24 protein-coding genes and 1 pseudogene are annotated in these 24,293 nt (G+C 56.8%); 15 read left to right on the top strand and 10 right to left on the bottom strand.

Annotated features, from left to right (window positions below; translation table 11 throughout):
• Positions 1-6 precede the first annotated feature (6 nt).
• The 5 genes from J4859_RS03600 (at position 7) to J4859_RS03620 (ending at position 2,612) form a co-directional block, all read left to right on the top strand.
• A complete protein-coding gene (locus J4859_RS03600; protein WP_212332906.1) occupies positions 7-276 on the top strand; it encodes a hypothetical protein in 270 nt (89 codons plus the stop codon).
• Positions 277-329: 53 nt separating this feature from the next.
• A complete protein-coding gene (locus tag J4859_RS03605) occupies positions 330-566 on the top strand; it encodes a helix-turn-helix domain-containing protein (protein WP_212332907.1) in 237 nt (78 codons plus the stop codon).
• Positions 542-964, top strand: a complete 423-nt coding sequence (locus J4859_RS03610; RefSeq protein WP_212329970.1) for a hypothetical protein — start codon at positions 542-544, stop codon at positions 962-964. Before J4859_RS03605 ends, J4859_RS03610 begins: the two co-directional genes overlap by 25 nt.
• Positions 965-1,705: 741 nt before the next feature.
• Positions 1,706-1,885 carry a helix-turn-helix domain-containing protein gene (locus J4859_RS03615; RefSeq protein WP_212332908.1) on the top strand — a complete coding sequence of 60 codons (180 nt, stop codon included), beginning with the start codon at positions 1,706-1,708 and terminating at the stop codon, positions 1,883-1,885.
• A 313-nt stretch (positions 1,886-2,198) separates the two neighbouring features.
• On the top strand, positions 2,199-2,612 hold the full coding sequence (locus tag J4859_RS03620; RefSeq protein ID WP_212332909.1) for an integrase core domain-containing protein: 414 nt from the start codon (positions 2,199-2,201) through the stop codon (positions 2,610-2,612).
• A 38-nt stretch (positions 2,613-2,650) separates the two neighbouring features.
• On the opposite strand, the gene J4859_RS03625 is transcribed toward J4859_RS03620, so the two are convergent.
• The 3 genes from J4859_RS03625 to J4859_RS03635 form a co-directional block, all read right to left on the bottom strand.
• A complete protein-coding gene (locus tag J4859_RS03625) occupies positions 2,651-3,061 on the bottom strand; it encodes a relaxase/mobilization nuclease domain-containing protein (RefSeq protein ID WP_212332916.1) in 411 nt (136 codons plus the stop codon).
• Positions 3,062-3,069: 8 nt separating this feature from the next.
• Positions 3,070-3,471: a hypothetical protein gene (locus tag J4859_RS03630; protein WP_212332918.1), complete on the bottom strand. Its 402-nt coding sequence runs from the start codon at positions 3,469-3,471 to the stop codon at positions 3,070-3,072.
• A 234-nt stretch (positions 3,472-3,705) separates the two neighbouring features.
• Positions 3,706-5,151, bottom strand: a complete 1,446-nt coding sequence (locus J4859_RS03635; protein ID WP_212332920.1) for a HEPN domain-containing protein — start codon at positions 5,149-5,151, stop codon at positions 3,706-3,708.
• 102 nt (positions 5,152-5,253) lie between these two features.
• On the opposite strand from J4859_RS03635, the gene J4859_RS03640 reads away from it, so the two are divergent.
• Genes J4859_RS03640 through J4859_RS03660 form a run of 5 tightly spaced genes read left to right on the top strand, consistent with a single transcriptional unit; the run spans position 5,254 to position 13,671 of the window.
• Complete coding sequence (locus J4859_RS03640; protein WP_249113745.1) at positions 5,254-5,460, top strand: BrnA antitoxin family protein; 207 nt, start codon at positions 5,254-5,256, stop codon at positions 5,458-5,460.
• Positions 5,461-5,466: 6 nt separating this feature from the next.
• Positions 5,467-7,548, top strand: coding sequence for an Eco57I restriction-modification methylase domain-containing protein (locus tag J4859_RS03645; protein WP_212332924.1), 2,082 nt, complete (start codon positions 5,467-5,469; stop codon positions 7,546-7,548).
• 2 nt (positions 7,549-7,550) lie between these two features.
• A complete protein-coding gene (locus tag J4859_RS03650; RefSeq protein ID WP_212332926.1) occupies positions 7,551-10,877 on the top strand; it encodes a DEAD/DEAH box helicase in 3,327 nt (1,108 codons plus the stop codon).
• Between the two features lie 33 nt (positions 10,878-10,910).
• Positions 10,911-13,322: an AAA family ATPase gene (locus J4859_RS03655; protein WP_212332928.1), complete on the top strand. Its 2,412-nt coding sequence runs from the start codon at positions 10,911-10,913 to the stop codon at positions 13,320-13,322.
• Entirely contained in the window at positions 13,306-13,671 is a 366-nt protein-coding gene (locus tag J4859_RS03660; protein ID WP_212332929.1) for a hypothetical protein, read from the top strand. The genes J4859_RS03655 and J4859_RS03660 overlap by 17 nt, the downstream gene beginning before the upstream one ends.
• A 188-nt stretch (positions 13,672-13,859) precedes the next feature.
• Here the strand turns inward: J4859_RS03660 and J4859_RS03665 are convergent, their stop codons facing one another.
• The 3 genes from J4859_RS03665 to J4859_RS03675 form a co-directional block, all read right to left on the bottom strand.
• Positions 13,860-14,210: a YraN family protein gene (locus tag J4859_RS03665; RefSeq protein WP_212332931.1), complete on the bottom strand. Its 351-nt coding sequence runs from the start codon at positions 14,208-14,210 to the stop codon at positions 13,860-13,862.
• 475 nt (positions 14,211-14,685) lie between these two features.
• The gene (locus J4859_RS03670; protein WP_212332933.1) at positions 14,686-14,862 is read right to left on the bottom strand and encodes an integrase core domain-containing protein; all 177 of its coding nucleotides are present in this window, start codon (positions 14,860-14,862) and stop codon (positions 14,686-14,688) included.
• 490 nt (positions 14,863-15,352) lie between these two features.
• Complete coding sequence (locus J4859_RS03675; RefSeq protein WP_212332935.1) at positions 15,353-15,490, bottom strand: hypothetical protein; 138 nt, start codon at positions 15,488-15,490, stop codon at positions 15,353-15,355.
• A 653-nt stretch (positions 15,491-16,143) separates the two neighbouring features.
• On the opposite strand from J4859_RS03675, the gene J4859_RS03680 reads away from it, so the two are divergent.
• The 3 genes from J4859_RS03680 (at position 16,144) to J4859_RS03690 (ending at position 19,520) form a co-directional block, all read left to right on the top strand.
• A complete protein-coding gene (locus tag J4859_RS03680) occupies positions 16,144-16,686 on the top strand; it encodes a type IV toxin-antitoxin system AbiEi family antitoxin domain-containing protein (protein WP_212332937.1) in 543 nt (180 codons plus the stop codon).
• A 76-nt stretch (positions 16,687-16,762) separates the two neighbouring features.
• Positions 16,763-17,491: a nucleotidyl transferase AbiEii/AbiGii toxin family protein gene (locus tag J4859_RS03685; RefSeq protein WP_212332939.1), complete on the top strand. Its 729-nt coding sequence runs from the start codon at positions 16,763-16,765 to the stop codon at positions 17,489-17,491.
• 1,738 nt (positions 17,492-19,229) lie between these two features.
• Positions 19,230-19,520: a transposase gene (locus J4859_RS03690; RefSeq protein WP_212332941.1), complete on the top strand. Its 291-nt coding sequence runs from the start codon at positions 19,230-19,232 to the stop codon at positions 19,518-19,520.
• 420 nt (positions 19,521-19,940) lie between these two features.
• Here the strand turns inward: J4859_RS03690 and J4859_RS15995 are convergent, their stop codons facing one another.
• From J4859_RS15995 to J4859_RS03705, 3 genes and pseudogenes are all read right to left on the bottom strand, one after another.
• The gene (locus J4859_RS15995; RefSeq protein WP_249113746.1) at positions 19,941-20,600 is read right to left on the bottom strand and encodes a transposase; all 660 of its coding nucleotides are present in this window, start codon (positions 20,598-20,600) and stop codon (positions 19,941-19,943) included.
• A 109-nt stretch (positions 20,601-20,709) separates the two neighbouring features.
• A pseudogene (locus J4859_RS17460) lies at positions 20,710-20,838 on the bottom strand (transposase); the annotation flags it as partial.
• The gene (locus J4859_RS03705) at positions 20,811-20,996 is read right to left on the bottom strand and encodes a hypothetical protein (RefSeq protein ID WP_212332947.1); all 186 of its coding nucleotides are present in this window, start codon (positions 20,994-20,996) and stop codon (positions 20,811-20,813) included. The gene J4859_RS03705 and the pseudogene J4859_RS17460, both read right to left, overlap by 28 nt.
• A 263-nt stretch (positions 20,997-21,259) precedes the next feature.
• Here J4859_RS03705 and J4859_RS03710 point away from each other — a divergent pair, with 263 nt between their 5' ends.
• On the top strand, positions 21,260-21,556 hold the full coding sequence (locus tag J4859_RS03710; RefSeq protein ID WP_212332949.1) for a DUF1778 domain-containing protein: 297 nt from the start codon (positions 21,260-21,262) through the stop codon (positions 21,554-21,556).
• Complete coding sequence (locus J4859_RS03715; RefSeq protein WP_212332952.1) at positions 21,553-22,044, top strand: GNAT family N-acetyltransferase; 492 nt, start codon at positions 21,553-21,555, stop codon at positions 22,042-22,044. Before J4859_RS03710 ends, J4859_RS03715 begins: the two co-directional genes overlap by 4 nt.
• Before the next feature lie 1,426 nt (positions 22,045-23,470).
• Here J4859_RS03715 and J4859_RS03720 read toward each other — a convergent pair.
• Complete coding sequence (locus J4859_RS03720; RefSeq protein ID WP_212332954.1) at positions 23,471-23,632, bottom strand: hypothetical protein; 162 nt, start codon at positions 23,630-23,632, stop codon at positions 23,471-23,473.
• Between the last annotated feature and the right edge of the window lie 661 nt (positions 23,633-24,293).

Consider the following 24,293-nt stretch of genomic DNA (forward strand, 5'->3'; position numbering starts at 1 on the left):
TGCGGTGTGGCGCAAGCAGCAGTTGTTAACATGCGCGCCGGCGCAAATATGGTTGCGGCCCAGAGAAACCTCTTTTGCGCTCCAGCGCAAGCAACTAAGGGTGAATTTGCGCCCTGGCGCAACCGTCTTGAACTTCTCTTTGAATTTTTAAAAAGAATGGCCCGAGAAGGGCTCAAACCGCCCGAGTTTTCAACAGGTGGCCAAACCCTCATCACGCCGCATCAAAGCGCTCTCACTCGAACTTGCGGTGACTTCCGCCCAACGATCGCCTTCTGATATAGCGTGCCCACTAGAGACGAATCAGAAGCAACGGAGGCGGGAGGATTCCCATGGAGGAGAAGAGCGAAGCAAGGACAAGCCCAGAGGGGGAGATTTTCACCCTCGCGCAGGCGGCGGAGTACCTGAACGCCTCCCTTTCCACAGTGCTCAGGCTGGTCAATAGTGGCGAGTTGCGCGCATTTAGGATCCGAAAGGCCTGGCGCACGAGCAGCGGCGCATGCGATGAGTTCGTGAGGCGGCAATTCGCGGACCAGGCCGTGGTATGCAAGTCGGTAGACGAGGGCTAAGTGGGGCGAGGAAGGAAAGCACCTTCGCCCTGTACGCCAAGCAGAGCTTCACGATCCTGCCCGATGCCCTCGTGGGCGTCCTCGTCGCGCGGCAGGTCGGCAGGAACGGCTGGGCGGTCATGGCGGCGCTCTGCCATGCGATCTTTTCCGACGGCAGGATAGGCGTCATGTCGAGCAACGAGGTCTGCGCGCGTACGGGACTCACGAAGTACCAGGTGGCGCGTGGCATGACGGAGCTGCGTGACAAGGGAATCATCGCACCCGTGATCAGGACTAATGCCGAAGGCTACCGCCATCCGGACCGCTCGAACTACGGCCACGTCGCGCGCTACTGCATCTGCCGCGACATCTGGGCGCTCGTGGAGCTCAAGGAAACGGGAGATCCGCCCCTCGGATAGAATTTTCTCGAGCACCCTCGCACGGGGGCTCCCAGACGCACGTCGAACCGCCGTGAAGCGGCACCCAGGGCGCGCGCCAGGGGCCTTCAGCGGAGCAAGACGAAAAGCCCGTGGCCGAGCCTGGTCACTCTGACTCCGAGCGGGAACCCTCGAATCGAAGGTGGAATCCGCACGGGACCCCTGCAAGTCGCTACCTTCCTGCCATCCGACCGGGAGGCTGCGGCGACATAGACGCTCCAAGCCGCGACCGGCACGACGCCGTGCGGTCGGAAGGCAGGTGAGCTGTAATCTTTTGGTGGACAGTGGGATTCAGGGACTAGCAGCAGATATGCTCTGTCCAGATACCCACCCAGCACCGCCAGCAGATTGAAGAGATGAGATGTCGCTAAGCGCAAGCGAGATAGAGAAGGCAAAGTCCCGCACGAAGCCGGAAACACCCAAACACTACACTGAAGAAGTATTGCCTTAAGGCTATCGACTACTACAGGAAGGCACGTAAGGCCAACCCGAAGAAGAGCATCAAAGGATGCGCCGCGAAGCTTGAGGCCCACGACAAGACCTTAAACGACTGGATCATCAAGCACTCAAAGACCAAAAGGGTGACCCAGGAAAGGATCGACGAGCACAAGCAGCTCGACAGGGCCAACAGGCGCATGCACGAGCTCGAAAGCGAGAATAAGTTCCTAAAAAAGAGGCAGCCTTCTTCGCCGGAAGCCTCTGTTGAAGGACAGGTTTTAGCTCATGCTGGAGAAGAGGGCAACCTACAGCGTCTCGATGATGGCGCGCGTACTGGAGGTGAGCAGGGCTCACTTCTACAGATGGCTCAAGGCCAAAGGCGGTGGCGAGGATCCGTGGGGTCCTATCAAGGAAGCCATCTGCACGATATGGGAGGAAAGCGACAGGCGCTTTAGCTCCTGCTAGGTCTGGACCAAGCTCACAGGAGATCCAAAGTTACGCAGAATTTACAGGCACGACCCGCTACCGCGTGCGCAGGTGCATGGCTAAGCTTGGCATCTGCGGCATCTGATCCAATGCCTCCAAGAGAACGATACTGCCCGCACCTGATACCCCCGAGCGCCCTGCCCTCACCCGGCGCGGCTTTTCGTGTCTTGTGCCGACAGCCAAGCTCGTGGGTGATACAACCTATCGCAGGACCACGGCAGGCTTTATATATCTCGCCGTCGCACACGATCTGTACACACACATGGTGGTGGGCTGAAGCATACAGGACAACATGAGGGCAGGCCTTGTCGTCTTTGCCCTTGAGATGGCATATTCGCGCGGATACGTGGCCAGAGGGGCCATATTCCACAGCGACCGTGGCAGCCAGTACATAAGCTCAGAGTTCGCCGCCTGCTCAGCCGTACCCGACGTGAGGCTCTCCGTGGGGAGAACCGGAAGCTGCCACGACAACGCGGTCGCCGAATCGCTTTTCGCCACGCTCAAGAACGTGTGGTACTACCATAAGCGCCTCTTAGACGCATCCACGACCAAGCACAAGGCACACGAGTTTATCGAGTCATACTACAACCGCTTCCACCCGCATAAGTCCATAGGAGATCGCGTGCTGGCAGAGGTGATGCAGGAGTTCTTCGAGCGCTTCGAGAGAGGCCTTGCATACGATCCGGAGGTGATGCAGACCGCATAAAAAATCTGAGATTCCTCTGTCCATTATATTGACAGGGCTCAGTCCTGTAGTCTTCTTCCGGTCGCGAGGTTGGTGTTGTTGACGACGACGTGCGCGTGCGGGATGCGGCCAGCGTTGTCATCGTGGTAGACGATGGCCACCTCGTAGTCGCTGAAGTTCTCCCTGGCCCACGCGATGGCGAGGTCGCGCAGCCCCTCGAGGGAGACGGCGTCGCCGGGATCGGGCGAGATGACGTAGTGCTTGTAGGTCCGCGCGGGCCTGTCGCCCCAGGGCGTGTCGTTGCGGTAGGCATGGCGGGTCTCGTCCATGACGGCCGCCCAGTCGAAGCCTTCTTCCTCCGGCGCGTCGATGTTGAGGAAGTCGCGCGCAAGCGCCCTACCGTTCTTGGTGAGGTACCTGTAGACGCCGGCGCAGGAGGTGTGGCCGGATATGGGCTTCAGGATCGGCAACGCGGCCCCTAGAGGAAGAGGATCCGCGACTCTGCGACAGAGCGCACGCTGGAGGCAAGCGGGCCGGTCGCGCGGCGGACGGTGTCGAGGGCATCTTTCGTTTGCGCCAGTGCGTCGAGCACGTCGGCGGCGTCCATGTCGTTGCGCCTGAGGTAGTAGGCGATGCGGTTGAGCGCGTGCGCGGCTTGGTTGCGCTGGTAGCCCCAGTGGTTGAGCTCGCGGTAGAGCCTGTTGGCGGTCGCGAGGTCGAGCACGACGGCGCGCTGCGCTGCGGCATCGCCGGCGGGAAGCTGCAGGAGCAGCCGGACGAGGTCGGATACCGAGAGTTCCGTTCCCTCGGCGAGCGCCTTGGCACGGGCGAGGTCGGCGTCGGTGACCCGCACGTAGATTCTCCGCGTGTAGCGCTCCATGCAACTCCGATCTTCCCGGCGGGCGAGAAAGCCCGCGAATCCCAGGGGCGCGGGGCCTCCCCCGCTTGGAGGAGCGTAGCCGGTGCGCACGTGGATGTGCGGCTCTTGCTCCGGATCGGTGCGGCGCGGCCCCGGATTCGCTTTGCCGGAATCCGGGGCTAGCCAGGCGCCGACAAGCGCTGTTTCGGGCGCGTACGCACGAAACAGGCTGCTTGCTAAGAAGCATTTGAGTTCTTACTCGGTCGAATCCTCTTGCTTAGGCAGGTACATTTTCCTTGCATAGTGTATTTCTGTTTGGCAGAAGCAAGATGTCCTAAATCGCTCGAGAATAGTATCTGGTGTCATGCTCAGCTGCAACATAATTGCCCCGTAGCAGAGGACCTTAATCGCCATCGTAAGCGAATAGAGTTCTGCGTCAGAGAGCGTGCTTGATTTATCAAGTGCCGATGTCTGGTGCACATAGGCATTGCGGTTCTTGCGGAGGTCTTTTAGGAAACGCGGCTTATCAGGAATTACGTAGTCGGCAAATGGACCTAATTTTTCTACTAGGGAGCTGGCAAATTCGCTCGCTGGAGGTATGTTATTGATCTTTCTGAGAACCCATTGGGCATCCGCATCGTCTTCAAGGCACTTCTTTATCTGAACCCTAATTCTTTGGAATCTATCGCTTGCGATGTCTTGGGTCCTCTCTCCTACGCGCGAAATGGCTTCGAAGGCACTTGAAACCGTGGTGAACATCGGGTCGAGCAAACTGATACCATTGCTGTTGTGAACGCCAATCAAGGTTATTGCAGCGCGTTTTGCATCGCCGTCTAGGTGTAGCCAGTTTTCCAAGAAGCTCGTGTGCGATTGCGAGATGAAGCTATAGGGTAGAGGCATGTGATCCAATTGAGCCTCGCTGGGATTCTCGTCTCCTTCTATCAAGGGAAGGTAGTAAAGCGCGCTTTGGTCATCTTTTGTTTTGATTCTTATCTCATCTATTGAGCATCTGAATCCCATGCAGAAGATGAGCATTTGCCACGTAGGGTAAACCCACTGGTTCATGGCGTCATCAAGGGGTATTGGGTGATCAGTAAACTTAATTTGTAGGTGCAAGTCGCTCTTCATGCTGAATTCCTGCAGGGGGAGATGACCGCCTTTTTGTGTTATCACTGGCTGCAGAGATATGCTCACATTGCTGTCTGTAAACAGGGGTAGTTCTTCGAGAGTGTCGCTGTGCCAAGTACCGTTGGTTTCTATCCATTTGCCATCTTTGTATGTATGCGTGAACTCACCAAAATACTTTCCTACCCAGTTCCAGAGACCTGAGACCTGCAGTGTCAAACTCTGGACGTTCGGATTTGGCGAGATAAAGCTGGTCTTGCATACCAAAGCGGAGGTAGCTCTCAAGTCTTCCCGTTCGGTTCCCGGTGCCGAGAATCCAGGGCCAGTTGCCGATAGGTCCATCAGGGTGATTCGCTCACCTGTTTGGCAGAACCCGAAGGCTACGGGCGCCTCGATTGGGTCCATACCGTATGTAACCATTCCATTGACAGGGGTTTTGTCGAGAAGACATCCCATGGGGATAGCGAGGTCAAGCTCTCTTCCGTTGAAGGAAGCAATCCCTTGAATCCCCTCGCGTTCGAAGTCAGCATCTTTATTCAACACCCAAAGTGCCGGCGAGAATTTTCTGGTTCTCAATGTGCTCCAACACTCCCATCATCCCAGGATGTACATTTCCATTCTAATGATAAGATTATAAATGTATTCACGTTGTATTTACTCAAGAGACAGGTGCACGAGGTGAAGTATTCGGAGCTTGTGAACAGTGGCGCCACCGAGACCGAGCTGCAGGAGCAACTCGTCGGCGGCGACATGACCACCATCACCATGCGCATACCAAGAAACCTCAAGGAAGCGGGAGCAGAGGCAGCCGCCCTCAAGGGCATCAGCTTCAGCGCCTTCATCCGCATGTGCATGATCGAAGAGCTTACAAAGAAGGGACAGTAGCCAGTGGTGCTAGACGAGCTACATACCGCTGGCTCGGGCTTCATCGAAAGCTTCGACTCGCGCTACCCGACGCGCATCTTAGAGACCCTCCTCAGGGACCGTACCACCGGCCACAACATCATCTGGGCAGACGACGAGTACGAGGCCCTGGGCGACGGCTACATGGGAGACGACGAGATTACAATCGAGAAGATCACTGGCCTCTCATCCGGCGTCATCAAACCGCGCATCGCCAAGGAGCGGGAGCACCAGACGCAGCGCACCAAAACGCGGGCCGAGGTGTTCACGCCGTCGTGGCTGGTGAACCGCATGAACAACGACCTCGATGCCGCCTGGTTCGGCGTCCGGGATATCTTCAACGCCGAAGACGGCGTCACTTGGCGCACCAGCCATGAGCCGGTTGCCTTCCCCAGGAAAAAGGGGCACGGCTGGCACGCCTACGTCGCAAGTCCGCGCCTGGAGATCACCTGCGGCGAGGCTCCCTTTGTGTGCTCGCGCTACGACACCGTCACGGGAGACGCCCTGCCCGTGGCCGAGCGCATCGGCTTTCTCGACAGGAAGCTGCGCGTGGTGAGCGAAAAGACCAAATCCCGGCACGAATGGGCGCGCTGGGGACTCGCCGCCCTCAAAGCCTCCTACGGCTTCGAGTGCCAGGGAGACAACCTGCTCATCGCGCGCATCAACGTGTTCGAGACGTTCTGCGAGCACCTGCGCGAGCGCTGGGACGCGGGCATATCCGACGAGGAGCTCGACCAGGCGGCCTGGGTGGTGTCGTGGAACTTCTGGCAGATGAACGGCTTAACCTGCGCGGTGCCCACCAACAAGATGGATGCCGTCGTGCAGTCGGCGCTCCTCGAGTACGAGGAGCCCGTGCCGGAGCCCCTGCAGCCCACACTCTTCGATTTCCTAGACGAATCGCCCTTCAACGATACGGCAGAAGAGGAAGAGGAGCCCGGTGAGACGGTGCCCCTCTGCGTCATATACGACTGGCAGAAAAACGAGCCCCTCGAGTTCCAGGCGATGAAAGGCAAGGCACGTCCCATGGACAAGAAATTCTATGCGGTAATCGGAAATCCTCCGTACCAGAGCGATAAAGACGACAATGACCGTAAGCCGCCAATATACGATGTATTCATGGACTCAGCTTATCAAGTGAGTGACCGAGTTGAACTTGTTACGCCTGGACGTTTTCTTTTCGACGCTGGTCAAACGCCTAAAGTGTGGAATGAAAAAATGCTTAATGACGAACATTTGAAAGTTCTGTCATATGAGCCAGACGCATCAAAGGTCTTCCCCAACACAGACATTAAGGGTGGAATTACAGTCACACTGAGGGATGCCACCTCTGATTTTGGGGCAATAGAGACTTTCACAATTTACCCGGAGCTCAACGGGATATTAAAGAAAGTCAATCATGCAATACGTGGGCAGTTGCGCCTTGACAGCATCTTTGCGTCGCAGCGTTGCTACAAATTCTCTGACCTCTTTTACCAAGAAAACGCTAAGAACGAGAACGTCTCGAGACAACTAGGACCAGGGAATCGAATCAAAATTGTCTCGAAGGTAATGGAGACGTTGCCTGAAATTTTTACAGTCAAGCCGAACGGTCCTGAGACAGACGTCTATAAGTTCTTTGGCCGGATAAATGGTAAAAGAGGACATCGCTATATAGCAAAGAGGTTCATCAGCGAGAACGAGTACATAGATGGATTCAAGCTTTTGATTCCAGAAGCCAACAACTCAGGAAAATACGGAGAAACGCTCGCAGAACCAATGGTAGTTGGTCCCAATACGGGATCATCGGATACATTCCTGAACGCTGGGCCTTTCAAGACTGAGGGTGAGGCTTGTAATCTTGCACGCTATTACAAAACAAAATTTTTCAGAGCTCTTCTTGGTGTAAAGAAGGCGACACAGCACAGCCCATCGCAAGTATGGAGGACGATTCCGCTCCAGGACTTCACCGATAATTCAGACATTGATTGGTCGAAGTCCATCTCCGAGATTGACCAACAGCTCTACGCGAAGTACGGCTTAGATGACGAGGAAATCAACTTCATCGAGTCCCACGTGAAGGAGATGGACTAGCCATGGCCTTCACTGACATCAGCGATTTCGTCAAGACTTCGCGCCCGGCGCTGCCGCAGATATACGCCTATACCACGCCCGAGATCCGCAGCCATGACGGCTGGACCAAGATTGGCTACACGGAGCAGAACGTCGAGAGGCGCCTCAGGCAGCAGACGCATACCGCCGACGTTGACGTCAAGCTCGAATGGCACGGCAACGCGACCTTCGAGGACACGGGCGAGACGTTCCGCGACACCGACTTCCACGGTTACCTCCGAAAGCTCGACGTCAGGAGCAAGCCCGGTACCGAGTGGTTCCAGATAGAACCCGATCCTGCGCATCGGCGTTTCTACGAGTTCCGCGAGAACCGCGGCGTCGTCGAGGATGCGCCCACGGCTATCGGCTACCGCCTGCGCGACGAGCAGGAACGTGCCTCGAAAGAAACCGCGAGCTACGCGCGCAGCCACGATGGCGGCGAATTCCTCTGGAACGCGAAGCCCCGCTTCGGGAAGACGCTCACCAGCTACGACTTCTGCAAGCGCGTGGGCGCGCAGAAGATCCTCATCGTCACGAACCGGCCAGCCATCGCGAACTCCTGGTACGAGGACTACGAGAAGTTCGTAGGGCGGGATTCCGGGCTCGTGTTCATCAGCTTGGCGCCCGCGCTTCAAGGAAGGAAGTACTGTCTCACCCGAGAGCAGTACCTGAACGGCCTTCGGGAAGGCGGTCCCAAGGGCTTCATCGAGTTCGTGAGCCTGCAGGACCTGAAGGGCGCCATCGACTTTGGCGGCAAGTACGACAAGCTCGGGCACATTGCCGGCCTCGTGTGGGACGTCCTCATCATCGACGAGGCGCACGAGGGTGTGGACACCTTCAAGACCGACGTCGCCTTCGACCACATCAGGCGCAGGTTCACGCTGCACCTCTCGGGAACGCCATTCAAGGCCATCGCCAACGAGAAGTTCCCCGAGGAGGCCATCTTCAACTGGACCTACGCAGACGAGCAGAAGGCCAAGAGGGACTGGGACGACCCGGAGCTCCCGAACCCCTATGCGGACCTGCCACGCCTCAACATGTTCACCTATCAGATGTCCGACATCGTGGCCGACGAGGTCGGCCGTGGCATTGACATCGACGGCGAGACCGTCGAGTACGCCTTCGACCTGAACGAGTTCTTCGCCACCAACGAGAACGGCTACTTCCTGCACAACGAGGATGTGGACCGCTTTCTGGACGCGCTCACCACGCAGAAGAAGTTCCCGTTCTCCACGCCCGAGCTCAGAGACGAGCTGCGCCACACGTTCTGGATGCTCAGCCGCGTGGACTCCGCCAAGGCGCTCGCGAAGAAGCTCAAGCGGCATCCGGTCTTCAAGGAATACGAGATCGTGCTGGCGGCTGGCGACGGCAGGCTCGACGACGAGGACGAAAGCGCGCGAGCGTTCGACAAAGTGCGCGAGGCCATAGCCGAGCGCGACCGCACAATCACGTTGTCGGTGGGTCAACTCACAACCGGCGTCACCGTACCCGAATGGACGGCCGTGCTCATGCTCTCCAACATGAAGAGCCCCGCGCTTTACATGCAGGCGGCCTTTCGCGCGCAGAACCCGTGCCTGTTCAACAGGGACGGGAAGTTCCTGCGCAAGGAGAACGCCTACGTCTTCGACTTCGACCCGGCACGTACGCTCACCATCTTCGAGGAGTTCGCCAACGACCTCTACACCGACACTGCCTCTGGTGGCGGCACTGTGGACGACCGCAAGCGGCGCGTGAGGACGCTTCTCAACTTCTTCCCGGTCATCGGCGAGGATGAGGACGGCGAAATGGTGGAGCTCGACGCCGAGCACGTGCTCTCCATCCCGCGCAGGATCCGCTCGCGCGAGGTAGTGCGCCGCGGCTTCATGAGCGACTTCCTCTTCCAAAACATCGCGAACGTCTTTCGCGCACCCGCAGAGGTGCTCAATGTGCTGCAGAAGCTCGAGCCTTACAAGACGCCCAACAAAGATCTGGGCATTCAGGGGGACACCGCCGACGAGCTCGACCTCAACGGGGAGGGCGAGGTCGAGATGCCGCAGGAACAGGTAATAGGCCTTGCCGACGGGATGTTCGGCGACAAGGTTTACGGCTCCATCGCCGATGAGCTCGATGACGCTATCGACTCCATCGCCATCGACGAGGACGGCGACCCTGACGACGTCTTCCTTAACAATTTGCAGGCGATGTTCACGGACGGCATCGCCAAACCGCTCGTGGAAGCGGCGAACCGGAGCTACGGCGACGAGTTCCGGCCGTCCCAGCAGAAGAAGGTAAAGCGTCGCATCAAGGCGGATGTTGACGCCAGGCTCAACCGAGAGGTCGGCAACTTCTCCATCGAGAAGAACCGCATCGAGAAGGATCGCGCGAACCAGCTTAGCCGTGCGCAGACGCAGGAGGAGGCAGACGAGGTCAACCGCACCTGCGACGATCAACTCGAAGAGGCACGCCGTAATCTTGTCGAAAGTCTCAAGGACTCGCGCGATGAGCTGGTGAGAGGCGCCGGTGAGACCGTGGTGCGCGAGGTTGAGACCGCAAAGAGGGAGAGGAAGAAGCAGACCATCGAAGACGGCATTCGCGACCACCTGCGCGGCTTCTCTCGTACCATACCGTCATTTCTCATGGCGTACGGAGACGAGAACACAACGCTCGCGAGGTTCGATAAGATCATTCCCGCCGAGGTCTTCAAGGAGGTCACGAGTGTGACCGTGGAGCAGTTCCGCCTGCTACGCGACGGCGGCGACGTCGTGGATCCCGAAACCAGCGAGACAGTCCACTTCGAGGGGCGGCTCTTCGACCCCGTGGTGTTCGACGACTCGGTACGCGAGTTCATCGGCTTGCGTACGAAGCTTGCAAACTACTTCGACGAATCGCTAGACGAGGATATCTTTGACTACGTGCCGCCGCAGAAGACTAACCAGATCTTCACGCCCCGGAATGTCGTAGTGAAGATGGTAGATTTGTTCGAGAAGGAGAACCCTGGGTGCTTCGACGACCCGGACCACACCTTCGCAGACCTTTACATGAAGAGCGGACTCTACATCACTGAAATCGTCAAGCGCCTTTACCGCAGCGAGAAAATGAAGAAGTTGTTCCCCGACAATCGCGAAAGGCTCGATCACATTTTCGAAAAACAGGTTTTCGGAATCGCGCCGTCCGAGATCATCTACAAGATAGCGACGAACTACATCCTAGGCGCGAACGGCGAGGTAGGCGGTGGCTGCGACACGAACTTTGTGAAGGCCGACTCTGCCGAGCTCGCCAAGGAGGGCAAGCTCGCCGAGTTCGTCGAGCAAACGTTCGGGGATAAGCTGTGAGGAAGGGTCTTTCAATGAGGCGTTTCAGGCACTATGGAATACGACACTGCTCAAGCGAACCTGTCTGCGATTGATGGAAGCCGGGGTATAGAAATGCTCAATAGCGATATTAGGGTGGATTTGCATATCCACTCGAAGGCGAGCGAATATAAAGAGAACCCGGACTCAACGGGAAACAATATCGTCGCCGATTCCGACATAAACCATCTTGACGTTCTGTTCGAGAAGCTAAGCGCCTCGGAGAACAGCATCAATATGATTTCAATTACAGACCACAACCGCTTCGATCCCGAATTATACGAAGCGATAAACAAACGTATTGATGACGACAATAGTGGAACCGTCAAGGCGATTCTTGCCGGCGTTGAGTTTGACGTTCTGTTTCAGAAAGACAAGCCGCATGCCCATGTAATTACGATTTTCGACGTGGGCGATTGGTCAAAGGACCCCGACACTTGCAGGAAGAATTACAAGAAGATACAAGCTGGAATAAATGGAGAAAAATTAATGGGCGCAAATGAAAAATACAATTTGGTCCGTTTCGAATCCATCCTTAAGAATATCGGCCTCGATGTTATTCTCATTGCGCATCAGCACCAGGGACTCACTAGCAAAAATGTGAAGAGGAGGACATTTTCTTCTGCTACAGACGATGCTATTGACTACGTGAAGTTTGGCTATATAGATGCCCTTGAGTATACGAAGTCACGCGTACAAGGAATAATCCTCTCGGATTTAGTTGACCTGGATGTCAAGGCGAGCACGATAGTCGGGAGCGATTGCCATACGTGGGAAACGTATCCGAAGCACGATCGCGATGACACGCGCCAACGCGACAGCTGCTACTCGACCATCCGGGCTCTGTCAACGTTTAAGGGCCTGCTCATGGCTCTTACGTCTCCGGATACGCGCTTCCAGCAACGTCCTCGCGAAACGAAAGAGTCGTATATCAAGTACATGGACGTTAACGGCACAAGGGTTGAGCTATGTTCTGGTATAAACGCAATAATCGGTGAAAATGGCGCCGGCAAGTCATCGCTGCTAGCAATGCTGACGGAGAAATCTCCAAAGCAGCATGTGATGGACTTCATTACTAAAAGGAACTCGATTCAAGCGGACAAACGTCTTCAAGGCGATAGCTTCGTAAGTATCAAGCAAGGAGAGCTTGAAAAGAAATACTGGGACAATGGGATGTTTGAATCATCCTTGTATCCAGAAATTGACAACACGCAGTTCGAGGCGAGTGTGAAGAGCTGGTCGAAGAAAGTAAAGGAGACGATTGATAGCAACATCGAGAGCGCAACCACTCTTCACAAGCTAAAAAACACGTCATTCAAGTTAAATCCCGACCTTGAGCAGAGTACGTATTACATTCAAATCAATGAGGCGGATGATTTTACTGGAGATGCAAATCCGCATGAGACTCGTATAACTCAGATTGATAACGTACGTGTAGCGTTGATTGCGGAACGCGAAACAGGCTATTACCAAGCGGGCACAGAAGAGCGCATGCAGCTCGATGCGGCTATTCAAGCGCTCGATAAACTTCTTGAAATCTTGAAAACGCGTTCAAAAAATGTCGCTTTGCGCAGCTCAGTTAAAAACATTATCTCTAAGCAAATTGCCACATATCAGAGCAGCCTAAGACGTAAGCAAAGTTACAAGGACACGGAAACAGAAAACTATCGAACAAAGAAAAATGCTGTACGCAATTCGGTTTTGAATGCTGTGAAAGACAGTCTGAAGACAAGGCCCGAAGTGCCGGAACTAACCGGCATGCCGTCTAATCTTGGGGCAAGCAGCAGCGAAAAAGGGGGATTCAAATTCTTTACGTCTGCAGCTTATAGAGACTCCGCCTCTCTTTCGTCTGACTTTCTTGTCAATATGAACAATGGCTATAAGAGCTTGGACGCCGTGCTTGCAATAGACTCCACTTCCAAAGCCGAAAGCGCCGTCCCCAGTCGCGTACAGGGAAACTGGAAATCGCGATGGGATCTTTTGATCGCTAAGTTTATTGAAAACCAAGAGAAGACATCGCACTACATCACGAATGCAAGCGATATGAAGGTTGGAGGCACGCTAGGCGAGCAGTCGCTGAACTTCTACGAATATAGCTCGCTGCGCTCTGACAACATCGATGTGTTTGTCGTTGACCAGCCAGAAGACCATATCTCGAACGCGCGTATTTCGAAAAAACTGACCGAGTTCTTCAATCGTATGAGGGACGACAAGCAGATTATTTTGGTTACGCATAGCCCTCTTCTCGTAGTTAACCAAGACGTAGATAACGTAATAGTTCTGAACGAAGATAAAGATACTAATAAGCTCAAAGTCCAAAGTGGCTGTCTTGAATCTGAGGGAATTCTCGATCAGGTCGCTGAAAAGATGGAAGGCGGCACCGAAGCAGTGAGGAAGAGGTTGAAGGTGTATGGCGAGGCAGTTTAAGGTCGAAGGCACCGACGACGGAACCATCTGTATTTCTGTCGATGGAAAGCAGACGATCTTGTCGGTGGATAGCGATATTCAGGCGGAAGACATATACAACTCGTTGCAGTACCAGCCAAAAAATACCTACGTATTCAAAGACGGGGGAGCGGGCAAGGTAGAGCAGGCGCCATATGAGGCATTTCGAGACTTCCTGAAAGAGATTGTGACTCAGGTAAACAAACTTGCAGAAAATGGCGATGGAGAAACAGACGAAGCCAAAGGAGTGTCAGAGGAAGGCAATGCTGCTGCAATCAATGCTGAAGAGACGTTTGCCGTCATAAACGGTGACGATGAGATCCCTTTCTAGCATAGAGTCGAGTAGCTCAATAGAAGCAAACATCCTGCCCCGAGCCTGAAAGTCCGGGGCAGCCGCTTTTGGGTTATCTTCCCGCCGTCGTTAGGTGTTCCTGACGTCGGGGAGGGCGGCACAGAGCCGTCGAGTAACGCCCGCCTCCCCATCCGGGGAGGCGGGCCGCCGGCGCCCCGTGGAGGTCGCTACAGGGCGGAGAGCGCGTTGCGGTGGAGCCTGAGGAATCCGCGGCCCTCGCCGAAGACCATCATGCTCACGATGTCGAACCGGACCGTGACATCGCCCTCGCAGAAGTGCTCGAGGTAGGCGGCTGCCAAACGTTCTAGGCCTTCGCGATCGGCCGGGCCCTCCTCGGGGAAGCCCCCGGACCCCTCGCTGATCTTCGCCGTCACGAAGACCAGGTCGCCGTCCTCGCGGGCGATGAAGTCGGCCCTGTCGCTTCCGTGCGCCCAGCCCCGCTCGATGATGTCGTAGCCTTTGCGGTCGAGGAACGTTTCGATTGCCTTCGTGGCTTTCTCGTAGACCGTTGCTTCCATGATGTGACCTCCTAGTCTCCCGGCACGCCCCTGCGGCGAGCCTTGTGGCTCGCGGGGCGGCGGGGTTCCCGGAGCGCGCAAGGGGGAAAGCGAAACCCGCAAGGGCCCGAGTGTTCGCGTCGCCATCATGGGAACCGCGACGCGGAAAGTTTTCGCGGCCCTTTCGCGCGCAGGGGTTCCCGCCGACGCTGCGGAAGTCCAAGGAGAAGCCCAGGGCGCCGCCGGTGTCGAGCCCGTAGTGGGTGGCCGCCACGAACGCCACCGACTAGGCCTGCACCTCGCGGGTGGCGCGGTCGGGCAGGTCCTCAGGCGGAGTGACCCCGTCGAAGCCGGGTGAGCCCTGTCAATATAATGGACAGAGGAATCTCAGATTTTTTATGCGGTCTGCATCACCTTTGGATCGTACGCAAGGCCTCTCTCGAGGCGCTCGAAGAACTCCTGCATAACCTCTGCGGGCACGCGATCTTCTATGGACTTATGCGGGCGGAAGCGGTTGTAGTACGACTCGATTAAACTCGTGTGCCTTGTGCTTGGTCGTGGATGCGTCTAAGAGGCGCTTATGGTAGTACCATTCGTTTTTGAGCGTGGCGAAAAACGATTCGGCGACCGCATTGTCGTGGCAGCTTCCGGTTCTTCCCACGGAGAGCCTCACGTCGGGTACGGCTGAGCAGGCGGCCAGCTTTGAGCTTATGTACTGGCTGCCTGGGCTGCTTAGAATATGGCCCCTCCGGCCACGTATCCGCACGAATATGCCATCTTCAGGGCAAGGACGACAAGCCCTGCCCTCATGTTGTCCTGTATGCTTCAGCCCACCACCATATGTGTGCACAGATCGTGTGCGACGGTAAGATATATAAAGCCTGCCGTGGTCCTGCGATAGGTTGTATCGCCCACGAGCTTGGCTGTCGGAACGGGACACGAAAAGTCGCGCCGGGTGAGGGCAGGGCGCTCGGGGGTATCAGGTGCGGGCAGTATCGTTCTCTTGGAGGCATTGGATCAGATGCCGCAGATCCCCCAGCTTAGCCATGCACCTGCGCACGCGGTAGCGGGTCGTGCCTGTAAATTTTGCGTAACTTTGGATCTCCTGTGAGCTTGGTCCAGACCTTGCAAAAGCTAAAGCACCTGTCGCTTTCCTCCCATATCTAGAGGATGGCTTCCTTGATAGGACCCCATAGGTCCTCACCGCCTTTGGCCTTGAGCCATCTGTAGAAGTGAGCCCTGCTCACCTCCAGTACGCGCGCCATCATCGAGACGCTGTAGGTTGCCCTCTTCTCCAGCATGAGCTAAAACCTGTCCTTCAACAGAGGCTTCCGGCGAAGAAGGCTGCCTCTTTTTTAGGAACTTATTCTCGCTTCCGAGCTCGTGTATGCGCCTGTTCACTGCGTCGAGCTGCTTGTGATCGTCGGTCCTTTCCTGGGTCACCCTTTTGGTCTTTGAGTGCTTGATGATCCAGTCGTTTAAGGTCTTGTCGTTGGCCTCAAGCTTCGCGGTGCATTCTCTGATGCTCTTCTTCGGATCGACCTCACGTGCCTTCCTGTAGTAGTCGACAGCCTCGAGGCAATACTTCTTCAGTGTAGTGTTTGGGTGTCCCCGGCTTCGTGCGGGACTTTGCCTTCTCTATCTCGCTTGCGCTTAGCGACATCTCATCTCTTCAATCTGCTGGTGTTGGTGGGTGGGTATCTGGACAGAGCATATCTGTTGCCAGTCCCTGAATCCCACTGTCCACCAAAAGATTACAGCTCACAGTGTGGGCCATGCTCGCGGAGGCGGAGAGGCGGGAGGCCGGCCATGCGAGTGCTTAGGGCGCTTCTCAAGGCGATCCGGCTCATAGCGAAGGCGGCCTTCAGGTTCATGTAGCCGTGGCAGACAGGCAATGCTCTGGCTATTCTGCCAAATAGTGTCAATTGTATTACCCATATGCTATATTTTTGACATGGCGAAGATCGACGACATATACGGAGCGGTAGACGACTACGGACTCGTGACCTCGGCGGAGGCGAGGGAGCTAGGCGTGGGCAACCAGGAGCTCGTGCAGATGGCGCACCGCGGCAAGCTGGTCCGCGTGGCGCGCGGGGTCTACCGTATGCCGGTCTGGCCCTACCAGGAGCAGGCGCCCTACGCCGTGGCAGTCAAGGCGGCCGGGGAAGGCGCCTACCTGTTCGGCGAGTCCGTGGTGGCGCTCCTCGGCCTCGCGCCGACCGACCCGCGTCGCATGTGGGTGGCGACGCCGGGGCGCGTGCGCCGGCAGATCGGCGGCACGACCCTCGTCGCGCGGGGGGACGCCGACGCCGTCGTCCCCTACGAGGGCATCTCCTGCCAAGACGCGGCTGCCGCCATAGTCAGCGCCGCGGCGACGATGGGGCCGGCACGTGCGCTCGAGGCCGCGCGCAACGCCGCCCGACAGGGATACATCACCGAGGAGCAGGAAGACGAGATAGGAAGAGAGTTGGCGGCAGATGCCCAGAAGACCGAATAGCATGCGTCACCTCGACGGCGCGATACGGAGGATCGCCGGGGGCTCCGCGGATGGCTACATTCGCCTGCGCACGTCCATGGCGAACGCGATCGTCGCCCAGATGCTGCCCGACGGTGTCGTGAAGGGCGGGAGCGCCATGAGGATGCGGCTCGGGGCCGGGAACGCGCGCTACACCACAGACCTCGACACCGCCACTGCGACCGACCCGAAGCTCTACGCGGAGAAGCTCGCGAGGTCGCTCACTGCCGGATGGGAGGGCTTCACGGGGCGCGTCGTCGAGCGTGAGCCCGCCGCCCCGAGGGACGTTCCGCCCGAGTACGTGATGCGCCCCTTCGACGTCAAGCTCTCCTACCTGGGAAAGCCCTGGTGCACCGTTCCGCTCGAGGTGGGCTTTGACGAGATCGGCGACGCCGACAGCGCCGACTGGGCGGACCAGGCCGACATCGCCGGCGCTTTCGAGGAGCTCGGCTTCCCCGCTCCGGGGCGCGTGCCGCTCATGACGGTTCCCTACCAGATCGCCCAGAAGCTGCATGGGCTCACCGGGAGCGGGGACCGCGTGCGCGACCTCATCGACCTGCAGCTCCTGGTCGCGGCAACCGATCCGGACCTCGCGGAGGCGAGGAAGGTCTGCGAACGGCTCTTCGCCTATCGGAAGCTGCAGGAATGGCCGCCCAGGGCAGTGGCCCGCGAGGGGTGGAGCGCGCTTTACGACAGCCAGGCGGAGGGCCTTCCCGTCATCACCGGCCTTGATGATGCGATCGAGTGGGCCAACGGGCTCATCGCGCGAATCGAGGCGGCCGGCTAGAGCTGCAGCCGGGACGGTGCCCGATGTGGCGCGGCCACAACGGACGGGGCAACCTCTCCAAGGGTTAAGGCGCTGCGGAAAAGAGCCACGATGGCGGACTCTGAGCACCCTAGGGAAACGATGATTAATTCGCCTCGATGAGGTAACTGGGGCTGCACGCTGTATGACATCGGCTCAAAATGTCTCGAACCACGCAGCTCCCATACCCACATAGATGCCTATCTGTCTTCTGGATATGGTATAGCTACATCCACACATTCCAGCATATCCAAAAGGCAGATATGAGCAGCCAGATGAGCTTTTAGGACCTTAAATCCTAAGGTCTAAGGAAAAAGACCCGGCGAGAGGCACACCTGGAGCGGATGGATGCAATCGTTGTGTGGGATAGCTGGATTGCACTGGTAGATACCAGCTACCACTGACAGGCTCCTGTCAGGCATGTGCGCACTGCAAAGACAAAGCTTTAGGATGTATCCTGCTTTAGGTTATGTTTGCTCTCTTAAGACGAGGGAATCTAAAGATGCTATCCTGGATTGCCACTCCTGGCAGCGCTTCTGTGCACGCAGACCTCATGCAGGCGCAGGTGCCAGATGCGACGACACTTGCGAAGATGCACCATAGCCTTAAAGCGAGAGGAGTTCGGCAAGGCTATGCTTCACGATCTGAACTTAGAAGCTTGAAAAGGCAGGGATCACGGTGCGGGGTGGCTCCATAGTGGATGCGACCTTCATCTGGGCCTTAAAGCTCCACGAAGAACAAAGACCACGCACGCGACCCTCAAAGCGCACCAGTCCAAGAAAGGGAGAGCCTGGCGTATCGGATACAAGGCGCATATCGGCGTGGATGCCGCAGGCGGCCTTGTGCATAGTGTGGAGACGATCACTTAGAATGTATCTGACATATCCTGTGGCACATGCACTCGTAAGGGAAGATGACAGGTTCTGCTGCGCAGACTTTAGGCTATATAGGTATAGCGAAGCGCCCTTAAGGACGCATAAAGACCCACACCTCTCATCTATGCGCTAAAGCGTTGCAAGGAAGCCTTCGACCATAGAAGGTCTTGCCTGTGCGCTTTCAGCCGAAAAAAGCATCGAGTCCAGGAAGGCATCCGACCGCTTAAAGGTAGAAGCACCCTTCCTCATCGTGAAGCGGCGCTTCTGCCCCTTAAGGAAGCGCTACAGGAGGATAGAGAAGATGCCTGCACACTCAAGTCTTTCTCGCCCTTGCAAACCTTACCCATGTATCTTTTGTCGGCAGGCTGTACCTCCCGGCTCCCAGCGTCGCTTGATCCGTCTTGGAGCCTTCTTGCGGTGCATGGGACAGGACAAATGTAAGGATAGCGGCTTCTGCACGTGCTGGATGAGTATCTTTCCCTGCCTTTCCTGCATGCCGGCCTAGAAAAGTCGTGTGGTCGGTCCCCTCTGACACGTTATGGGGCATTAATCATCGTTTCCCTAGATGGCGGCATCCCTACCCACCAGTTACTGCAGTGCATCTAAAAGCATTCAATAGAAGGCTGAAAAATGCAACGTATTTAATGTAGGAGAGCTGGGGGGCCTTCCTGCTCGGGCTGCGCGAGCGTGGTCTCTCGGGCGTATGCATGGCGCCGGCGACAAGGCCGCGGGCATGCTCGACGCCATCCAGGAGGTCTCCCTACACGCGATGTAGCAGTGCTGCACGCTCCACTTCTACCGCAACGTGCTCGACGGCGAACAGCAGGAGGAAGGTAGCAGCCGCCTTGCTCAGGGCGTCCAAGCTCGAGTCCGCCACCGGGGTGATCGAGTCCGGCGTCGAGGAGACGCTGAGCTGCGCGCTCTTCCCGCCGGAGCACTGGCGGAGGATACGCACCAACAACGGCATAGAGCGGCTGAGCCGGCAGATAAAGCGCAGGACGCACGCCGCGATGATGCTGGCAGCGGGGAGGTGCAAGTACGTGGCCGAGGGCGGCTGGGGCCCCAGGCGCTACCTCGACACCGACCTGCTGAACGGATGGGATAACAGGGAGGTGCTCAAGAAGCAGCAGGGCTAGCTTCAACTACCGGGACGGGACCCTGGCTGGAGAAAGTGCGAAAGACTATTGACGGAACCCTGCCGAGCACAGCTATGCAAATTGGGCTTGAACTTATTAAATATTTCATTCTTATCGTTATTGTACGTATTATTGCTGTACATGTACGTATTGTTGCTGTACAATTTAGCTGTTAAACGAAAGGAGACCAGCTATATGAAGTTAAGGGCTAGACCGTAGGTTTTCCGAACATTCGATTTGTTGACATGTTGTAGCTTGAGAACCGAATATCGAATGCTTTCGGGCATGGCGAGGCCGCCGCCAGGGATGCGCTTCGCGCGGATCACCTTATTTTCTCTCGGGGTCGTACGGGGCCTGGTCCCGCATCACCGCGAACACGATATGGCACAGCTTCCTCGCAACGGCGGTGACGGCCACGCGCTACGGCTTGCCCTCGGCCCTCTTCTTGTCGTAGAAGGCGCGCAGCCCCGGGTCGTACTGCCTGGCGCGGTTGGCCGCAAGCCATAGCGCGCGCCGGAGGTACGGCGATCCGTGCTTGGTGATCGGCCCGCCGCCGCTGTCGAGCTTACCCGACTGGCTCACCTGCGAGTTTAGCCCGGCGTAGCTCACCAGTGCAGACGCGTTGCGAAACCTCGACACGTCGTCTATCTCGGAGACGATCTGAGCGCCCGTGACGTAGGACACCCCGGATATCGTGAGCACCAGCGGCTCTACCTTGTCGAGCAGGGCCTGCAGCCTCGCCTCGACCTTGGCGCACTCAGAGTCGGCGAACTTGATCTGCCTGACCAGGGACTTTATCTGAAACGAGGCGGCCTGCTGGCCGAGCCTCACGCCGATCGAGGACTTGGCCGCGGCTTTGATCTCCGCCGCGTATTCGGCTGACTTGCCGGGGCGCCTGGATGCCTTGGCGATGTTGCGCGCGAGCGAGCAGGCGCACCTGCGTGCCAGCTCGAAGGGCAGCGGCGACTCGCAGAGCACCTCGCGGCTGCCCGCCCCGAACATGTCGAAGAATATACCCGCGTATTCCGGGAAATGGGCGTCCATCAAGCATATGCACTGGGTCTTGAGCTCGGCGAGCATGCCTCGCAGCGACCTCAGCGACGCCACCTCGTCGGTGGCGAGCCTGGTCTCGTCGTACTGGCCTTATGCGCAGTGTCTCGGCTATGAGCCCGGCGTCGATGCGGTCGTTCTTGACCTTGTCGAGCCCCTTGAGCGTGCGCACCGCCTTGACCTGCATGGGGTTTATCACGGCGACGGAATAGCTCCGCGCGACCAAAAACGAGTAGCAGATCATCCAGTAGTGACCCGTGGTCTCCATGCCAACGACTCCGCCAGGCCCTCGAGCCAGGCGACCGCCCTCTCGAGCCCAGCCTCGGTGTTCTTGGACGCCATCGGACGGCAGGCTTTCGCCCCGTGCTCATCGATCGCCCCTATGAGGTGGTCCGCCTTGGCGATGTCCACACCCGTGTAGATCATCTCAGGCTCCCTTCTGCGATGCGGCGGGGCCTGCCCGAGCGCCCAGGGCCGCAACCTCCCAGAAGAGATCCGAGGTGACCGATCGCCCCTCATCCAGCTAATCCGCGGCCTTGCCCGAACGGGGCAGGATGCCATTCTCCTTTGTAAGGTCGCACCCGGCACCTCAGGCGAGATGGCGGCATCCCTGCCCACCAGAGTCTGCATTGCACCTGAAAGCATTCGATATTCGGCTCCCAAATGCAACAACTACAAGATAGGAGGACATGATGGCAACCAAGGCGCATGAGGTAGATGCCTCTATGGATGATAAATCGGCACGTTTGGACTTTCGCCTATCGGCAAAAAAGCGTTCGCTCTATGTGAGGGCAGCTGCGCTTAAGGGGCTCAGCCTAACTGGCTGGGCATTGAATAATCTCGATGAATGTGCACAGCGTGACATCAGGTCTGAAACAGAGACAGTGCTATCTGCGCAGCAGTTCGACGAATTCGCCGCAGCACTCGAGCAGCCAATGCCTGAAGCGATGCTAAAGTTGCTCGCTGTAAAGCCGGAGTGGGCATGAGATTCACAAAACCTCGAAGGCTTGAGGACGGCGAAACACTAGATGACTTCTGCAGCGGAGTCGAAGTTGTCGACGATTGGGCTAGAAACCGAGCTCCTTACGCTAAAAAGCGCGGGTCTGCAATTGTATATGTCTCCTTCGCTGCTACAGAAGAAAAGTCCGTTGCAGGTTTCTACTCGTTGACCTCCCATTCGATTACAAGGAGTAGTGTTGACGGCGGCTGGCTGAAACGCAATGCACCTTCATCCATTCCCGTATTTCTTTTAGGAATGCTTGGCGTTAATCAGCAGTACCAAGGGACCGGGCTGGGATCTATGCTCCTGCGCGATGCGGTAGTTCGTTCCCTTTCGGCTGCTGGTACGGTTGGTGCAAAAGCACTCGTTGTCGATCCAGCGGATGAGGGTGTACAGGGCTTCTATCTGCACTATGGATTCCTAGAGATACCAGGCATGGATACGATGTATATTCCGCTTAAACTTCCTGAGTAGCGATGAATGTGGTAACCGTTCTGGTCAGCTAGATATATTTGTTCGGTTTCCGAACAGGCCTGCCGAGTATTTACTGCTGAGCAGGCCTGCTATTGATTGACACGGCAGATTGTCAAGCTGAGTGCACCATCTCCCTAAAGACCTCGTTGGCTGTCCTATAGCCTAATACCTTTCTTGGCCTGTCACAGATCAGATCGAAGACATGTTGCACCTCCTTATGTGAGACCCAGAAAAAATCGCTACACCCTTAGGGGAAGAACTCACAGATGAGGACATCGGTGTTCTTAACTATTGGCTTCTGCCACAGGCGCTGTGGCTCGCAGAAGCAAAACTGTACACTTCCCAAGGCTTTTGCGACCTTAGCCCTGCCGGGAGAGCTGCTTGGCGCAACCAGGTGTCATCGTCTTGAGCGGGGACCTCTCAAGGATGCTGAGCTGGGTAGCGCACACGCCCTTGCTGCCCACGAGCAGCCACAAGGAGTGCTCGGGCAGGACCCTACAGGCACGCAGAGGTTGGCCCCACGACAGTGTCGTTTGCCCACTTACCCAGACAGAAGCGCTTAGAAGGCCTCCCTTAGCCTTTCTAAGAGCTTCTGGGAGACCTAATCTTACCCCTCTTTTTTGTGGGCGCTTCCCCTTCCTGTGCAGATAGCACCTGGCCCGCTCGTTTGGTCGGGTGCAGGGAGAGTCCAGGGCGCCAAAGTCGCGCACGGAAGATGGCCGCAAAGCTCACGATGCAAGATCCTGCGTTTCCAAGGTGCACCCTGCCCACCACCTGCTCGGGTGACCAATGCTCATCTACGATGAAGCGGCCCCACCTGCACAGCTTGTCCGGGGTCGGACAGCCTCTTGTGCGCCCTGCAGGCATCGCGATGCGCACTTGTCCTCCTTTAGGGAAACGATGATTAATGCCCCATAACGTGTCAGAGGGGACCGACCACACGACTTTTCTAGGCCGGAATGCGGGAAAGGCAGGGAAGGATGCTCATCCAGCACGTGCAGGAGCCGCTATCCTGACCATCTGTCCTGCCCCATGCACCGCAATAAGGCTCCAAGACGGATCAAGCGACGCTGGGAGCCGGAAGGTGCAGCCTGCCGGCAAAAGATGCACATGGGTAAGGTTTGCAAGGGCGAGAAAGACTCGAGTGTGCGGGTATCTTCTCTATCCCCTGTAGCGCTTCCTTAAGGGGTCGAAGCGCCGCTTCACGATAAAGAAGGGATGCTTCTGCCTTTGAGCGGCCGGATGCCTTCCTGGACTCAATGCCTTTTTCGGAGAAGAGCGCACAGGCAAGGCCCTCTCTAGTCGAAGGCTTTCTTAGCAACGCTTTAGCGCATAGATGAGAGGTGTGGGTCTTTATGTGTCCTTAAGGGCGCTTCGCTATACCTATATAGCCTAAAGTCTGCATAGCAGAACCTGTCATCTTCCCTTACGAGTGCGTGTGCCACAGGATATGTCGGATACATTCTAAGCGCTTGGTCTCCACACCATGCACAAGGCCACCTGCGGCATCCACGCCGATATGCGCCTTGTATCCGATACGCCACTCCTTCCCTTTCTTGGACTGGTGCGCTTTAAGGGTTACGCGCATGGTCCTTGTTCTTCGTTAAGCTTTAGGGCCCAGGTGAAGGTCGCATCCACCATGGAGCCGCCTCGCACCGTGATCCCTGCCTTTTCAAGCTTTTAAGTCCAGGCGCAAAGCACAAGCCTTGCCGAACTCCTCTCGCTTTAAGGCTATGGCGCATCTTCGCAAGTGTCGTTGCATCTGGCACCTGCGCCTGCATGAGGTCTGCGTGCACAGAAGCGCTGCCAGGAGTGGCAATCCAGGATAGCATCTTTAGATTCCCTCGTCTTGAGAGCCCAAACATGACCTAAAGCAGGATACATCCTAAAGCTTTGTCTTTGCAGTGCGCACATGCCTGACCAGAGCCTGTCAGTGGTAGCTGGTATCTACCAGAACAATCCAGCTGTCCCACACAACGATTGCATCCATTTGCTCCAGGTGTGCCTCTCGCCTGATCTTTCTCTTCAGACCTTAGGATTTAAGGTCCTAAAAGCTCATCTATCTGTCCATATCTTCCTTTTGGATATGCTGGAATACGTGGATGTAGCTATACCATATCCAGAAGACAGATAGGCATCTATGTGGGTATGGGAACTGTATGGTTCGAGACATTTTGAGCCGATGTCATACAGCGTGTGGCTCCACTGGCCTCATCGAGGCGAATTGATCATCGTTTCCCTAGATCGCC

The sequence above is a fragment of the Atopobium sp. oral taxon 416 genome (assembly GCF_018128285.1).
Lineage (GTDB): Bacteria > Actinomycetota > Coriobacteriia > Coriobacteriales > Atopobiaceae > Olsenella_L.

Coding starts and splice junctions, on each gene's coding strand:
- J4859_RS03650 (WP_212332926.1), top strand. CDS start 7,551: ATGGCCTTCACTGACATCAGCGATTTCGTCAAGACTTCGCGCCCGGCG.
- J4859_RS03675 (WP_212332935.1), bottom strand. CDS start 15,490: ATGCTGGAGAAGAGGGCAACCTACAGCGTCTCGATGATGGCGCGCGTA.
- J4859_RS03680 (WP_212332937.1), top strand. CDS start 16,144: ATGGCGAAGATCGACGACATATACGGAGCGGTAGACGACTACGGACTC.
- J4859_RS03665 (WP_212332931.1), bottom strand. CDS start 14,210: ATGGAAGCAACGGTCTACGAGAAAGCCACGAAGGCAATCGAAACGTTC.
- J4859_RS03720 (WP_212332954.1), bottom strand. CDS start 23,632: ATGCGCGTAACCCTTAAAGCGCACCAGTCCAAGAAAGGGAAGGAGTGG.
- J4859_RS03605 (WP_212332907.1), top strand. CDS start 330: ATGGAGGAGAAGAGCGAAGCAAGGACAAGCCCAGAGGGGGAGATTTTC.
- J4859_RS03710 (WP_212332949.1), top strand. CDS start 21,260: ATGATGGCAACCAAGGCGCATGAGGTAGATGCCTCTATGGATGATAAA.
- J4859_RS03655 (WP_212332928.1), top strand. CDS start 10,911: ATGGAATACGACACTGCTCAAGCGAACCTGTCTGCGATTGATGGAAGC.
- J4859_RS03715 (WP_212332952.1), top strand. CDS start 21,553: ATGAGATTCACAAAACCTCGAAGGCTTGAGGACGGCGAAACACTAGAT.
- J4859_RS03660 (WP_212332929.1), top strand. CDS start 13,306: ATGGCGAGGCAGTTTAAGGTCGAAGGCACCGACGACGGAACCATCTGT.
- J4859_RS03630 (WP_212332918.1), bottom strand. CDS start 3,471: ATGGAGCGCTACACGCGGAGAATCTACGTGCGGGTCACCGACGCCGAC.
- J4859_RS03615 (WP_212332908.1), top strand. CDS start 1,706: ATGCTGGAGAAGAGGGCAACCTACAGCGTCTCGATGATGGCGCGCGTA.
- J4859_RS03685 (WP_212332939.1), top strand. CDS start 16,763: ATGGCGAACGCGATCGTCGCCCAGATGCTGCCCGACGGTGTCGTGAAG.
- J4859_RS03620 (WP_212332909.1), top strand. CDS start 2,199: ATGAGGGCAGGCCTTGTCGTCTTTGCCCTTGAGATGGCATATTCGCGC.
- J4859_RS15995 (WP_249113746.1), bottom strand. CDS start 20,600: ATGCTCGCCGAGCTCAAGACCCAGTGCATATGCTTGATGGACGCCCAT.
- J4859_RS03705 (WP_212332947.1), bottom strand. CDS start 20,996: ATGATCTACACGGGTGTGGACATCGCCAAGGCGGACCACCTCATAGGG.
- J4859_RS03610 (WP_212329970.1), top strand. CDS start 542: ATGCAAGTCGGTAGACGAGGGCTAAGTGGGGCGAGGAAGGAAAGCACC.